General features: G+C 39.0%; 8 protein-coding genes and 10 pseudogenes. 14 read left to right on the forward strand and 4 right to left on the reverse strand.

Annotated elements, in window-relative coordinates:
• Positions 1-151: 151 nt before the first annotated feature.
• Positions 152-313, forward strand: a complete 162-nt coding sequence (locus ABD917_RS06165) for a hypothetical protein (protein ID WP_345119238.1) — start codon at positions 152-154, stop codon at positions 311-313.
• A gap of 1,395 nt (positions 314-1,708) precedes the next feature.
• On the opposite strand, the pseudogene ABD917_RS06170 reads toward ABD917_RS06165, so the two are convergent.
• Positions 1,709-2,405: pseudogene (locus tag ABD917_RS06170) on the reverse strand (nuclease).
• A 143-nt stretch (positions 2,406-2,548) separates the two neighbouring features.
• On the opposite strand from ABD917_RS06170, the pseudogene ABD917_RS06175 reads away from it, so the two are divergent.
• The 11 genes and pseudogenes from ABD917_RS06175 to ABD917_RS06225 all read left to right on the forward strand — a co-directional run bounded on the left by ABD917_RS06175 (position 2,549) and on the right by ABD917_RS06225 (position 10,959).
• Positions 2,549-2,896, forward strand: a pseudogene (locus ABD917_RS06175) (TrbC/VirB2 family protein).
• Between the two features lie 28 nt (positions 2,897-2,924).
• On the forward strand, positions 2,925-3,251 hold the full coding sequence (locus tag ABD917_RS06180; RefSeq protein ID WP_345119239.1) for a VirB3 family type IV secretion system protein: 327 nt from the start codon (positions 2,925-2,927) through the stop codon (positions 3,249-3,251).
• Positions 3,248-4,801, forward strand: a pseudogene (locus tag ABD917_RS06185) (VirB4 family type IV secretion/conjugal transfer ATPase); the annotation flags it as partial. The gene ABD917_RS06180 and the pseudogene ABD917_RS06185, both read left to right, overlap by 4 nt.
• A gap of 297 nt (positions 4,802-5,098) precedes the next feature.
• A pseudogene (locus tag ABD917_RS06190) lies at positions 5,099-5,338 on the forward strand (EexN family lipoprotein); the annotation flags it as partial.
• Positions 5,339-5,436: 98 nt separating this feature from the next.
• Positions 5,437-6,363, forward strand: a pseudogene (locus tag ABD917_RS06195) (TrbL/VirB6 family protein).
• A 68-nt stretch (positions 6,364-6,431) separates the two neighbouring features.
• Positions 6,432-6,668 carry a type IV secretion protein VblB7 gene (locus tag ABD917_RS06200; RefSeq protein ID WP_345119240.1) on the forward strand — a complete coding sequence of 79 codons (237 nt, stop codon included), beginning with the start codon at positions 6,432-6,434 and terminating at the stop codon, positions 6,666-6,668.
• Positions 6,665-7,331 (forward strand): annotated as a pseudogene (locus ABD917_RS06205) (VirB8 family type IV secretion system protein). Before ABD917_RS06200 ends, ABD917_RS06205 begins: the two are co-directional and overlap by 4 nt.
• A complete protein-coding gene (virB9, locus tag ABD917_RS06210; protein WP_425548554.1) occupies positions 7,331-8,185 on the forward strand; it encodes a P-type conjugative transfer protein VirB9 in 855 nt (284 codons plus the stop codon). The pseudogene ABD917_RS06205 and the gene virB9 overlap by 1 nt, the downstream one beginning before the upstream one ends.
• Positions 8,186-8,212: 27 nt before the next feature.
• Positions 8,213-9,374, forward strand: a pseudogene (gene virB10, locus ABD917_RS06215) (type IV secretion system protein VirB10).
• 12 nt (positions 9,375-9,386) lie between these two features.
• Positions 9,387-10,460, forward strand: coding sequence for a P-type DNA transfer ATPase VirB11 (gene virB11 / locus ABD917_RS06220; protein WP_345119241.1), 1,074 nt, complete (start codon positions 9,387-9,389; stop codon positions 10,458-10,460).
• 236 nt (positions 10,461-10,696) lie between these two features.
• A pseudogene (locus ABD917_RS06225) lies at positions 10,697-10,959 on the forward strand (EexN family lipoprotein).
• Between the two features lie 319 nt (positions 10,960-11,278).
• Here the strand turns inward: ABD917_RS06225 and ABD917_RS06235 are convergent.
• From ABD917_RS06235 to ABD917_RS06245, 3 genes and pseudogenes are all read right to left on the reverse strand, one after another.
• Entirely contained in the window at positions 11,279-11,782 is a 504-nt protein-coding gene (locus tag ABD917_RS06235; protein WP_345119242.1) for a Fic/DOC family protein, read from the reverse strand.
• 75 nt (positions 11,783-11,857) lie between these two features.
• Positions 11,858-12,046, reverse strand: a complete 189-nt coding sequence (locus ABD917_RS06240) for an antitoxin VbhA family protein (RefSeq protein ID WP_345119243.1) — start codon at positions 12,044-12,046, stop codon at positions 11,858-11,860.
• A gap of 52 nt (positions 12,047-12,098) precedes the next feature.
• Positions 12,099-12,282, reverse strand: a pseudogene (locus ABD917_RS06245) (antitoxin VbhA family protein).
• A 600-nt stretch (positions 12,283-12,882) separates the two neighbouring features.
• Between ABD917_RS06245 and ABD917_RS06250 the strand changes: the two are divergent.
• Together ABD917_RS06250 and ABD917_RS06255 are read left to right on the forward strand one after the other, a co-directional pair.
• Positions 12,883-13,902, forward strand: a pseudogene (locus ABD917_RS06250) (ATP-binding cassette domain-containing protein).
• Positions 13,877-14,407, forward strand: coding sequence for an ABC-2 family transporter protein (locus tag ABD917_RS06255; protein WP_345119244.1), 531 nt, complete (start codon positions 13,877-13,879; stop codon positions 14,405-14,407). The pseudogene ABD917_RS06250 and the gene ABD917_RS06255 overlap by 26 nt, the downstream one beginning before the upstream one ends.
• Positions 14,408-14,786 lie beyond the last annotated feature (379 nt).

The following is a 14,786-nucleotide window of genomic DNA, read 5'->3' on the forward strand; positions in this document are numbered from 1 at the left end:
CACCTCTTTATTTCTTTGCCATTTATCAAACTGTCTTTTTCTTTAAAACTCCTTATCGAAAGAGTATTGTTCTGTCATCTACTTTCCCACTTTTTTCCCCCCGTATTAAACACCTCACTCCCTATAGAAGTCATAAAAAAGGATAAAACTCATGAAATTATCATTGCGTGGTGCAAATTCACGCCTCATATCAAAAGCTGAAAATTCTGCAAGAGTGCTTTTCCTCATAAAAACTTCAATTCTTAAGAATCGCTGTCTTGATACGGTTTTTGATCTTAAATACTCAAATTATTCTTTTGCAAAAAACCAATAAATCTTTGCATAAAAACCATTTAAAAGAAAAAGTTCCCCTCTTTTCAAGCACATAAACAAGTAAAAAACGAACAGACAGCAGAGAAACGATGGTCTATTCTATGCAATACCGTGACAGGACAGCCGGAAAAAACACCTTGGAGTAAGAGTGCTTAATATTTGGTATTTATTCTTTTATGACAGAGCAATATGATGCGATCACAAAAACTTTGTGAGAAGAGTTTTGGGTATTTCTCAAAAAATCTGCCTCCATACAAAAATGCGTTGATTTATAGGAATAATCTACATCCATAGTGAATAAGAGAGCCGTATATTCTAAAACTTTCTCATTGCAAATCTCTCCCATGGAACATCAATCAAAACCATCCCCCTGCATGCCATAAACGGAATGAACCTATGGATAAAAACTGTACAACAAAGCAGCAAAAATGCCTCTTATGAAGAGTTTTTAGCACCAAGGGCTGTAAGCAATATGGGGGGTTAACAAAGTGAATGATAATACCAATCTATAACTACAAAGAATGATCGATTTCCTTGGCTTTTTTCCGTATATTTTCCACAATGAGAGATCAATGAAATGATCCACGCCCTCCTCTGCTCTTTACTCAAACTCTTCTATTCTTTGGGCTCTTGAAAGAAAGCAAAATCAATGTACTATGCTTTTTCGCAGCAAATGAAAAGTCATCTAAGAATGAGAAAAAGCAGAAAACACGAGGCGTATCGGTCATTGGCTTTTATGATAACCAGCAGTATCTCTCTCCACCCCCATCACCTCTGACATAACCTCTCACACATCCAGTTTTGGCTTTTACAGCTGTAATAAAGTAACAGTTGCATATTTTATTTCTGCCATGTAATGAAAAACGCGGTGAGAGACAAACAAAGTTGTGCCTATTGAATGGAGAAATCAAGGGGGGGATAATGGAAGATTTGATCACGCGTCAAGAAATTGAAGAAGAAGTAGAAGAAACTGATCTACTCCATTTTCCTTTTTCTCTATACTATTCGTGGATTGGTTAGGCGCATACTAGGAATCATAGCAGTAATAAGCTTTGTTCTGTTTATTGCAAATATTCTCGTTTACTGGTTAGAAATACTGGGACCTAGAACAGTAGAGTTTAGAGTACCTTTCATAATCACAACAATTATGTGTATCATTCTCTTTTGTAGTGCTAAGGTCATCAGTTGGTTTTATGACATGCTTTTATTTCGTCTTGCACCACCAGATATTACTCTGATACTCTCTGAATGATATTATCTAACAACACCCTCAACAGCACTTATACACGAGCACGGTTAACAAAAAAGACTTAACCGTGCTGGTCTTTTTCTTATCTTTCAGTTTGTTTAAAAATCTTTAAGGATCAATAGGATTATAGCTGCCATGGTCTCTTCTCTACTCTTCTGGCTGGTCAAATTGGCTAGACCATAATCCCACTTGTGCTTTTTGCGCAGCAGATTGTAGGTTTTTATAATCTGCTGGTGAGGGAAAGTGCTGCTGATCTTTTGTCAACACCATCATGCCTTCTATAAGCCCCAAGCGCGCCAGATCAACTCCATCAACAAAACATTGTGCATAATGAACTTGTTGAAGAACACGTGTTTGCCGACAAGTCACATTTTTATCGATTGTTTTTGCCACAAGCCACGCTGTAACAAAAGCCTCACAGGGCCATTTAATGCCATGGCGTGAGGCAAATTGCCGCGTTTCACATGTTTCAACACCATATAATCGGATATTGCGCACGATTCTTTTTCTCCACCCCTCATCCATAGGCGTGATCATTTTAAAAGTAACACCGCTTGTCACCTCTATAGCGCCAGAATAAACGGGGACATTTTCTTCATAAAATTCTGTTGATAATGCTTCTAAAGACAAAGGCATTTCTTGTTTATGATCATGATCACGTATTGTTAAATCTGCTTCTTGAAACTGTTTTTCCACGGTCTTTTTTATCTTTTGCACAACAGGATTTTGCATAACATCTTCAGATGTTTTGACCAAAATAAAACACAGATGCAATAATAATATAAATAAAAATCAGATATTTAAATAATGATCGAAAAGGTTTTTTAAAATTATCATTTTGAATATTATAAAGAGTTTTGTTTGTTTTACTATAAACAAAGAAAATACTGTAAATGAAACAGTATCATTTTTGATTTATTTACGTTATACATTACATTTAGTTAATATTAAGCAATTTTTATTCTATTAATACGCGGGGACATTTCCATGCTGAAAACAAGCAATTCTTCTGCAAGTAGTCGTTCTTTATCCAAATTAGCCTTTTCAAACAGCCAAAAGAAATGGTTAACGACAATACTGATGTTGTTCATTGCCTTTATAGCACTCAGCGTTCCAGCATTTGCAGAGGGCTTTGGAAAAATCGACGATGCTCTTCAAAAAGTTGTTAAAGCTTTACCAGGAACCATTGCAAAATCAATTGCTACCATTGCCGTTGCTGGTGTTGGGCTTGCCTAGATTGCTGGTTATGTTGAAATGCGCAAAGCATTTTTTGTTTGTGTTGGTATCGGCATTGTTATGGGTGCAACACAAATCGTATCGATGCTTTCCAATTAAGTGACTGACTTTAGCATTTTCAAAAATCATGAACCAGCGCGATAAGCTAACGGAAGATACGTTGTTTCTCGCTTTCACCCGTCCTGCAATGAGTGCAGGTGTAACGGTGGAAGCTATGGGGTTAAATGCCATGGGAACAATGATATTGTTTATTATGACAAGCAATTTTTTCCTTATAACCTTTGGTATTACAACACACTTTATCTTTAAGGAAATTCTCAAACACGATCATAATAAATTTCGTATCCTCCTGACATGGCAAAAGACACACCTCTTTGCCAGAAGTTCTAGTCTATGGGGTGGGGGAAGTCTTTCTCCATTACGATTAATTCGTAATTATGAGGAATTGAAATGAGAACACTAGAGCGCAAGCGTGAAAAACAACCGGAATCCATTATTCCTTATGTGCGTCATGTCAACAAGCATGTGATCGCACTGGATTCTCGCGCGCTCATGATGGTTGTAAAACTTGAAGGAATTAACTTTGAGACAGCCGATATTATTGATCTCAATGTACTTCATGAACAGTTAAACAACTTGTTTAAGAATATCGCGGATGAACGTATTGCCATTTATAGCCATATTATCAGAAAGCGTGAGAAGGTTTATCCAGATGGGACTTTTAGATCAGCATTTTCCAAACAGTTGGATGACAAATACCGTGAACGGATGGTTTCTCAAGAACTTTATCGGAATGATCTTTAACTTTCTATTTTGTGGAATCCCCATGTTGATAAAGCGGATAAATTAGCGGAATTTTTCAAACGTTTAGGCAAAGCAAAAGCAGAAAAAAAGGAAGTTGATGAAGAGTCCATTCGCAAGCTTGAAGATGTTACCACGGATATTGTTCAAAATTTAGAGCGCTATGGCGCAAAAAGGCTGAGCCTTTATGAACATGAAGGCAATATTTATTCACAGCAAAGTGAATTTATTCACCAATTGGTAGGTGGACGTCGTGAACGTGTACCTCTGACATGGGGAACGATAGCCTCCTCTGTTTATTCAGACCGCCTTATTTTCGGTAAAGAAGTCATAGAAATACGCTATGAAGAAGGGCAAAGATTTTCCGGTATGTTTGGTTGGAAAGAATATCCAGCAAAGACCAGAGCAGGCATGACAGATGGTCTTCTCACCCTACCCTTTGAATTTATTTTTACCCAATCTTTTGTCTTTAAAAGCAAAAACATTGCCAAGCAGATTATGGGGCGCAAGCAAAATCAAATGATCAATGCCGGAGACCGTGCCGGCTCACAAATCATGGAATTAGATGATGCCCTGGATGATCTTGAATCCAACCGTTTTGTTTTAGGAGAGCATCATTTATCCTTAGCTTTTTTTGCCGATAACACCCAAGAATTGGCAGATAATCTTGCCAAAGCCCGTTCTCGTCTCACCGATGGCGGCGCTGTGATTGCGCGGGAAGACCTTGGGCTTTCGGCAGCGTGGTGGGCACAATTGCCTGGAAATTATGCCTATCGTATCCGCTCTGGTGCCATTACCAGCCGCAATTATGCAGCTCTTTCTCCTTTTCATTCCTTTCCGGTTGGCAAAATAGATGGCAATGTATGGGGACCAGCGGTCGCATTGATGAAAACCTCTGCTGGTTCAGCCTTTTATTTTAATTTTCACTTTGGCGATTTAGGTAATACCTTTGTCTGTGGCCCCTCTGGTTCGGGGAAAACGGTTATTGTTAACTTTCTTCTTGCGCAATTGCAAAAGCATGATCCCCATATAGTCTTTTTTGATAAAGACTGTGGAGCAGAGCTTTTTGTCAGAGCGGGTGGTGGCACCTATATGCCTTTGAAAAACGGCAAGCCGACAGGGATAGCGCCGTTAAAAGGCTTAGACTATAACAATCCAGCAGACAGAGTCTTTTTACGGCAATGGATTACCAAACTTGTTTCTAAAGCCGAAGAAGAAAATCGTAAACGTAGAGAAGAATAGGAGAAAAAACTAAAGGAAGATCAAGCGAAATGGGAAGCTGAAGCTGGAAAACGTGCAGCTGACTATGAAAAACGGAGAGCTGAAAAACAAGCTGAACAGAAACAGGACAGCAATTGAATTATAGACCGAAATATTTGTGGCAACATTATGTTTACGCCCTAGATTTGTCATCACGGATTACAAAAACCTAAAACACAGAGCAGAATGTAAAAATTGTGCTCAAACCTCACAAACAGAAAGAAAGAAGGGGAAATATTCATGAACAAAATCATTATCACTGCACTACTACTTTGCACTGGAATTATCACAGCTGGATGTGAAAAAACTTATAGCGTTGCAGAATTTAAAAAAGATAAAAATTTACGTGATGAATGGGAAGCTAGATGTGGATTAGCAGGTACCACAAAAAATTGTGAAAATCTGAGATTAGCCGAAGATGAACTTGAGAAAGAATATTATCAAAACCTTTCCAAAAAACATCAAGAAGAAGATAAGAAGTAAAAAAACTAAAAAGAAAGAAAAATAGTGGAAAAAAGGGTGCTTTTAAGCACCCTCCAAGAAATTGTCAGGACATACATGAATAGCGGGGCATTTAAATGGCAATAAACAGCAAAAGTATATTTACTAGTATAGATAAAGGTTTAAGGGAGCCACTGACAACGGCAATGGATAGCACCATTGGAAATCTTTCATCGGCTTTATCTACACCACTTAAAGCATCCTGTACACTCTACATTATATTTATAGGTTATAATGTTATCTATGGGTGCTCTTCCATGCCCTTATGGGACTTTATAGCGACAATTTTCAAACTTGGTATCATTGTTACACTCGTTACAAAAGCTTCTGGCTATAACACATGGGTCAGGGATATATTTTTCAATGATCTGCCGAATGCCATTTCAAATGTTATACAAGGAGCACATTCAAATAAAAATATATGGGATAATATGATAAACCAAGCTACCGCACATGTTTTTGATGCTGCAAACAATACACCAAGGCGTAAAATCGGTACATTTATTGCTAACTGACTTGCTGGTTGTCTCTGCTATATTATTGCTATTATAGTTTGTACGATTGGTTTTATCGTTTCATTATTAGCTAAACTTGGTTTATTTCTTGTCCTATCAATAGGTCCTCTTTTTATAAGCCTTTATATGTTTTCAGCTACAAGACGTTTTACAGAAACATGGTTAAATCAAACAATAAACTTTATCATTTTACAGGTACTAGTCGTGTTGCTTGGTGATATGTACGTCAAAGTTTCGTCGAGCATTTTTTCAGACAATATTACAGATATTATGATTTCTTTACTTGGATTCATGGTTATCGGCATTTGTGGTATTTATCTTTTTTTCCATTTACCTGCTATTGCCTCTGCTTTAGCCTCTGGGGGAGCTTCCCTTACCGGAGCAACAAAATTTAGGAGCAAACACAGCAAAAACGGCTGGGAAAGCTGCTCAAAAGTTAGAAGAATTTATAGAAAAAATGGCAAAAAGCATTCTGAACCACATGTTTAAGAAAAGGAAATAGGAAAGTGTTTTAAAAAATTGGGGTCATTTTATCGCTTATCCTCTTAAATAGTTGTATGCCTTCATCAAACACTCTGAAGTCACTTCCAAAATGCGATGAATATTCTAAGTGGCCATTAAACAAATCGATGTGGAATTGGGAAGGAAAAAATCCCTCCTCCCCCCCCATCATCATCAGCAACAATACCGACCTCCCATCATCTGTGAAAGAGAGCAAACTCGAAACGCTTCTCAGCCAAAAACTCACCGATGAAGAAATGGAATCCTACAAAGACTGCGGGCAAAAAGCATGAAAGAACAAGACATAGAACAATATATTGCGGATGCGCGATTGTTTGATCAAGACCGCATCCTCACCTCATACCGCATCACCCACGCCTCCCTCACTATCGCTGCGATAGCTGTGATCGTCGCGGTCATCTTTTCGCTGGCGGTCATCACCCTCACCCCGCTTAAAACCGTTGAGCCCTTTGTCATCCGTGTCGACAATTCAACCGGCATCACAGAGGTTGTGGAAGCCTTAAAAGAAGCCCCCACCAACATTGATGAAGCGATCACTCGCTACTTTGCGGCAAAATATGTCCGCTCTCGTGAAGGCTTTGAGTCTGAGGAGGTACAACACAACTTCCAAACCGTCTCCTTGCTTTCTTCTCCAGAAGGCAAGAAAGATTTGCCAGCTGGTATGGAGCACCCCCCAAAAGTCCACAAATCCTCTACAAACACGCAAGTGTTACAATAACGATAAAACAATCTCCTTCATCAATCAGGACGTCGCACAGGTCCGTTATTACAGAACAGCACGGGACGATGAAACCAATAAAGAATTCATCAGCCACTGGGTTGCAACACTCACCTTTGAATATATCAACGCCCCCATCTCTGTACAAAACCGTTTGATAAATCCTCTCGGCTTTATTGTTAGTGAATATAGAACAGATCCAGAAGTGATCAACTAATCCATGAAAAAAAATTCTTTTTTCTTTTTCTAAGCGCCATCGCTCTTTCTCCTACACCTTGGGGCAATGCCAGTGTTTTTCCCACCCGCGCATCAAATGACAGCCGCATTCGCTTTATCAATTATGATGCCTATAATGTCACAAAAATTATTGGCACCATACGCTCGTCTGTACAGGTAGAATTTTCTGCTGATGAAGAAATTGCCCATGTTGCTATCGGCAACAGCGTTGCTTGGGAAGTAGCACCTGCTGGCAATATTCTGTTCCTCAAAGCACGAGAAATACAGCCCATTACCAATCTGCAAGTGGTCACCACCCGCCGTGATGGCTCAAAACGCTCCTATCAATTTGAACTCATGGTCAAAGATGGCGAAATTTCCACCGCACAAGAAACCTATTTTCTCGTCAAATTTCGCTATCCACAAGACGAAGCCGAACGCAGAAGGCTTGCTGCACTTTTACGACAAGAAAAAAAACAAGCCAGACAAATTGATGGTCTTTTTGATGCCTCTGAAACCTACGGACCACGCAATTGGGCTTATAGCGCACAAGGATCGAGCAATCTTGAACCCTCCGCCGTTTATGACAACGGCAAAACCACAACATTTACCTTTCCAGACAATCAAGAAATCCCTGCCATCTATATTGTTGGCAGTGATGGAACAGAATCCCTCGTTCCCAAAACCACCAAAGGCAATATGGTGATTGTCCATGCCATCAGTGCTAGGTTCACCTTAAGAAAGAGCAGAAATGTTTTATGCATCTTTAATGAAGCCTATCAACAAAAAGGCATAAATCTAGGAACCGGAACAACCTCACCATCTGTTGAACGCAAAGTTGCATCAGATCTTTAAAGAAGCGGGAATAAAGGGGGCACACCTATGAGTGATAAAACAACTATCGAAGATCGTGGTGCAATTGGCGATAAACGCAACAATACCTCACAAAGCCTTGGCAAAAAAATTGTCATCGCTCTAGCCTGCATAGGATTTTGTGGTTATGTTCTCTGGAATATCTTATCCACCCCCGAAGAAAAAAGACACGGCAAAGTCTCATAAAAAACAAGCACAAAATTTTCACAATACACTAGCACCTCTAGAATTAGCCCCCGCTGACCCGCGCACAAAACTTGGTCCCATAACCCGACACCCCCCACAACCACTTGCACCAGAACCCAAAAAAGACGATCCTTTACTTGATGCCGCAAGACGCGCCCCTGTACTCGCTTTTGCTAGGGGCACGAAGTCTCAATTAAAAGACATTATCAACAATGGTCTTACCAACACCTTTGACAAATTGAACCCTCTTGAAAATCTTGGGAATATGCAAAATTCTCCTGCTCTTCAAGACATCAAAAATTTTGCAACCCTGCTAAACCCAACCAAAACAGAAGAGACAAAAGCAAGCTTCATCGGCAATAGAAACTTTATCATCGCCATGGGAACCTCTATCCCCTGTATTTTAGAGACGGCATTAAACAGTGACCAACCAGGCTTTGCAAGCTGCATCATTAACCGCGATATCCTCTCTGACAATGGTCGTGTTGTCTTGCTAGATAAAGGAACCCAAGTGATTGGTGAATACCGCGGAGGAATAAAACAAGGGCAATCCCGCCTCTTTATCCTCTGGACCAGAGCAAAAACCCCAACCGGTGTCATCATTCCCCTTGCCTCGCCCGCAACCGATAGTTTAGGGCGATCCGGCTTTGATGGCAATATCAACACCCATTGGTGGGAAGGCTTTGGCTCTTCCCGGTTACTTACCGTTATTGATGGCGCCACAACAACCCTCACCAATAAAATAACAAACAATTCCAACAAAGCGTGCGCAAACAACACTGGAAAAGATGCAGCAAGTATAGCCCTTGAAAACCAAATCAACATCCCCCCTACCTTAGAAAAATACCAAGGTGAACTCGTCAACATTTTTGTGGCACGGGATTTGGATTTTTCTTCCGTTTATAAACTCTCCATTACAACAAGAATAAACAAAATCTTCCCACGCTCTATTCCAAGAAACTTCTTCTACCATTCTCAAATGTAGTAAAAAGAAATTATGCCCACAGCACAAAATTCAGAACGCGCTTCTATCGTCTTAACGAAATTGAAGATCTTAAGAGACTACCTTAATGACGATAATTTATTTGAAATTGTCATCAATCGCCCTAGTGAAGTGATCGTTGAAGGTCCAAATGGTTGGCAAACCCATACTATCAAAGAATTGACCTACAGTGAATTAGAAGGCATTGCAAAAGTTGTTGCTGCCTATACAACACAAAAGATCAGTGTAGAAAACCCTGTTCTCTCTGCCACACTCCCCAATAATGAACGTATACAAATTGTCATGCCTCCCGCCGCTGCGCCAAATACCATCAGCATGACAATTCGTAAACCTTCATCGCGCACTTTTTCTCTTGAAAGTTTACACGAAAACCAACTGTTTTCTGTAACAAGAAACGTCAGTTTTACCCCTCTTGAACAAATGAAAAAACGAGCAGGTGAACTTTCTGATACGGAAAAAGAATTAACCGATCTCTTTATCGCCAAAGACTTTTGTAAATTTTTAGCGAGAGCGGTTATTACCCAACAAAATATTTTGATATCTGGGAAGACCGGTTCGGGAAAAACCACTCTTTCTAAAGCTTTAATTGCCAAAATTCCTGACTATGAACGCATTCTCACCATTGAGGATACACCAGAACTTGTCGTTCCCCATTCAAACAAAGTGCAACTTTTTTACTCAAAAGACAATCAAGGACTAGCAAAAGCGGGTGCAAAAGAACTCCTTGAATCGGGATTGCGCATGCGCCCCAACCGCATACTCTTGCAAGAATTGCGTTATGGCACAGCTTTCTATTATATCCGCAATGTTAATTCTGGTCACCCAAGTTCCATCACCACAGTCCACGCCTCAACAGCGCTTTCCGCCTTTGAACAAATGACCCTTCTTGTCAAAGAAAGTGATGGCGGTGGAAATTTAGCACGAGAAGACATCCATGGCTTATTAATTTCTATGATTGATGTCATCATCCAATGCAAACGCTTGGAAGGAAAATTTCGTGTCACAGAAATCTATTATGATCCTTTCAAACGCCGAAATGCTTTAAAAAAAAAACGCAAAGTCGAGTAAATAAACATGAAAAAAATGAAGCTGAACATCAAAAAAGGCAAACTAAGCGACAAGAGAGAGAACGAAAAGCTGAAAAACAACAGGATAACAACGAAACTATAGGCAAAGATCTCTCTCGCAATATGACCTCTACGTCAGAGATTTATCATCACAGATTACAAAAAATGAAAACACAAAGCAGAATGTAAAAATTGTGCTCACTCTTTAAAAACTGAAAGAAAGAAGGGGAAATATTCATGAACAAAGTCATTATCACAGCACTACTACTTTGCACTGGAATTATCACTGCTGGTTGCGAAAAAACCTATAGCGTTGCAGAATTTAAAAAAGATCAAAAATTGATGGAAGAATGGGGGCAAGATGTGGGTTCACAGGAACTTCAAAAAATTATGAAAATCTAAGATTAGAACAACTTGAACTTGAAAAGGAATATGAAGCAAAAGCGGAAGAAAGAGCAAAAGAACAAGCTGAACGAGAAGCAAAAGAGCGCGCTAAATAAAAATAAGATAACAATTGAATCAGAAATAATCATATTTGGAAAAATTTGATAGAATGGGTATGTAATGACATTTGAAAAAATAGCTTACTTTACCATGGTAGAAAATATTGTTAATGAAACCCATCATGCAAATAATGAAGGACTTCATTACGAACCTTTCATTGGCGTTAGATGCACCACTGAAACTATCTTGTACAATCTACATCGCATTTATGGGTTACAATATCATCTATGGTCGCTCTTCCATGCCCTTATGAGAATTTATAGCAACAGTTTTCAAACTTGGCATCATTGTTGCACGCACCACAAACGCCACTGCTTATAAGAGATTGAGGTTCTGGTGGATAAGTGCAGACAAGTGTTCAAAATTGCCATGATACGCCGCAACTGATGCCTTTATCATTTCTTGTTGCTCAAGAGAGCTCCAATCGATATAATAGCTAGCTTCACGAGCAAGCAGCCCCATAAATTCACGCAATGTGCGTCCATTCCCCTCTCGAAAGGGATGTAACACATTCAACTCACCCATGTAATATCCAGCCCTTATACTGAATTCACCCATATCAAGACCCCGCAGATAGCGCTCCTTTGCAAGCTGCTGTGTAATCTTCGGTGCATAATTTTCAATCTGAGTATAATAAGCAAATATGCTATTCCCTTTGGTAATATCCAGCAAACGGATCTTCCCCGCCCATTCATAGACATCACCAAACAGCTTTTTATGGATCTCTTTCATGTGAGCAAGATCAAACTTACCATGAAGAGGTGTATCCATAAGTTCAAAAGACCGCAGATAAGCAAAAGTAGCTTCTCCACACTCCAAGGTGGCTCAATCTTTAATTTCAAATCGATTATACAACACACCGGTTTCAGGATCAGTATAAGAATCATCACCCCCTTATACTTCTCCACGTTTTACCCGCTCTATATAATCTGTGATAATATCACTTATTTCAAATTCACCTATAATATAACGCTCTACTTGAGCAACAACTTGTGGATCTGGTTCCAACCCCTCTAAACGTTGGCTTGCCAATGCATCTTCAGCATGAAGGCGACGCAGCTTAATTTCCTCTTCACTCAACATATAAAAACCTCCTCCCCTTGAATATTATACCATTAAACTATCGTTTCTATTCTCATACTTCACCACGTTTTATCCGTTCCATAAAATCCTTGATTACATCACTTGTTTCAAGTTCTCCAATAATAACCCGCTCCATCTGAGAAACGACCTGTGGATCTGGCTCCAACCCCTCTAAACGTTGACTTGCTAATGCATTTTTAAAAGCGACGTCGTTTAATTTCGTCTTCGCTCAACATATAAAAATCTCCCTTGCCTGCCCTTTACTATAACGCAACCACACTCCAAAAACAAAATACTTTACGTTTATTGCCCCCTATAACATCTTTTGACTTTGAACACACTATTGCATGATTTTGGTCTTGCACTTAATCTCTGCAATAAAAATTTAACAGCATTTACCAAAAGAATAAAGGCAGCTGTTCCTTTTTCTAATGCGTTTCCTCTTAAAGCACAGTACCATCACACGAAAAAAACAGAATAACTCACCATTGCTTATCACCTACGATACTGTCCTAATGCAAGTCTCACATGCTGAAAGCATAACAGTTCACATTTTTGGTTGCACAATAATGAAGGACGACAGCTCCCTGCCCATCAGATTTCATCTCTGCCAAACATCATCTTGAAAGAAAAAACAAAAACTGAACCTATCAATGCCTCACGCAAACAAGCACATCTTAGTGAAGAAATATACTGTCTCTCAATAGGATAAACTCTTCAAGTGCGTTTTATTACGATAAAGGTCTAGGAATATGTCTTCTTTTCCGGTAAATGAGAGCAGAGTTTCAAAGATTACGAGCCCCTTAAACAGGATAAATTAAAAAGGGGGGAGACTGATGGCATCATTATTGATTGACCTTAACAAGGTCTCAAAAATATACCGCAGCAAAGAGCATGCACCTAGTTTTACAAACAAGGTGGTTTCTCTTTTTAAGCCAACCTATAGAAACCATCACGTGCTAAAAGATATCAGTTTCACCCTTTTTTCAGGGCAAGCACTCGCCATCGTTGGACCTAATGGAGCGGGGAAATCAACACTGACTAAAATACTTTCTGTTATACAAGCCGCTGATGAGGGGGATGTCAAAGTCTTAGGAGTGAATCCTTATAAAACGAAAAAAGATTTGTTTAAGTCTCTGAGTGTCGTCTTTGGTCACAAAAATTGCTTATGGTGGGATTTGCGCCTCCGCTATAGTCTAGAAATGGTTTAACCCCTCTATGACCTTGAACGGAGCTCTTTTATTCGTGATCTTAAAGAAATCACTGAGTTATTAGACATTGAGCATATCATGGATAAGCCCGTAAGCATGCTAAGCCTTGGTGAGAGAGTCAAAAGTGAATTGGCATTTAATTTGTCCTTTAGACCTAAGCTGTTGTTTTTAGATGAACCAACCATTGGTCTTGATATTACCTCCAAACATGAAATCAGAGAGTTGCTTAAAAAACTAAAAAGAGAGCAAGGCTTAGGATATATCATCACAAGTCATGATATGGGAGATATTGATAGCTATGTCGATGATATTATTCTTTTGCATAAAGGAAAGAAGCAGTTTCATGGCACTATGGATAGGCTTAAAGGGATAATTCCTTCATGGGTGAAAATAACTGTGTTTTGTGAACACTTGCCAACCCTCTCAACCCTTATCAAAAACATTGATGAACTCGCCATAAAATTGTCTGCTCCTTTACAAAAGAAACACTTTAATGATGAAAAATGTACACTGGAGATTTCACTGTTGCAGGAAGATGTTCCACGTTTCATAAGAGAAATCGCAACAGAACTTAATTGTCCGTTTTCTGTATCCACTCCCTCACTTGAAGAGATGCTCCGTGTTAAATTTAAAGAATTTATCTAACCATTGCTTTGCTCTGTTTCTCTTTGCCAAAAACGGACTGCTCACCATCCTTAGTGACAGAGCAATGTTTTTTACCGATTTTGTTATGGGGACGCTCTCGCCCTTCATGATTCAACTTCTGTTGTGGAATGCCCTTTTTTCTGATACGGGCGACAACATAAACGGTTTTGGCTTTCAGGATATGATGTATTATTATGCCTTTGCCTTAATTTTTTCACGGTTAAATAATGGTTATGGTATCATTCAATCTTTCTCTAAATATGTGAAAGAAGGGCAATTAGAAGTCTATCTCACCAAACCATTCAGTTACATGACACAAATGCTATTGCCCTTTTTGGGTAAAAGTGTGCTTTATGCCATTCCCTTAATAGCTCTTTTTACTATAAAGTTCATTTTATCCTACGAAAATATTTTAGGATTGGTCATAGCTTTTCTGTTATTTTTTCTCATTTTTATTCTCTCACAATTGCTGTGTTTTTTCTCTCCTTTGCCATTGCCTTATTGAGTTTCTGGGTTATTGAATATAATATTTTTCTCTCTTTTAGTATTCTTAGTTCAGCACTTCTTGGCGATACCTTTTTACCTTCCTCTTTTTGGCCAACATGGCTTATTCCATTAATGCAATTTAATCCTTATCGTTTCATCATATCAGCCCCTGCCGAATTCCTCTCCACAAAGAACCAAGTGATGTTTCAACAATTGATGTTGGGGAGTATTTTTTATATTTTGTGTCTTTTATTCTTTATTCATCTTGTCTGGAAAAAGGAAATGAAAGCCTATCATGGAGTGGGGGAATGAAATGAAAATAATCTCTCATTTTATCAGTATGAATATACGCCGCAACTTGTTTACGGTAAAAACTTTATTGGAGAATTTATTCTTTC

This window comes from Bartonella pachyuromydis (assembly GCF_039543065.1).
Classification (GTDB): Bacteria; Pseudomonadota; Alphaproteobacteria; order Rhizobiales; family Rhizobiaceae; genus Bartonella; species Bartonella pachyuromydis.

What these genes read in the sequence shown, in the direction of transcription:
- ABD917_RS06165 (WP_345119238.1), top strand. Translation starts at nt 152, where the DNA reads ATGAAATTATCATTGCGTGGTGCAAATTCACGCCTCATATCAAAAGCT.
- ABD917_RS06180 (WP_345119239.1), top strand. Translation starts at nt 2,925, where the DNA reads ATGAACCAGCGCGATAAGCTAACGGAAGATACGTTGTTTCTCGCTTTC.
- ABD917_RS06200 (WP_345119240.1), top strand. Translation starts at nt 6,432, where the DNA reads ATGCCTTCATCAAACACTCTGAAGTCACTTCCAAAATGCGATGAATAT.
- virB11 (WP_345119241.1), top strand. Translation starts at nt 9,387, where the DNA reads ATGCCCACAGCACAAAATTCAGAACGCGCTTCTATCGTCTTAACGAAA.
- ABD917_RS06240 (WP_345119243.1), bottom strand. Translation starts at nt 12,046, where the DNA reads ATGTTGAGTGAAGAGGAAATTAAGCTGCGTCGCCTTCATGCTGAAGAT.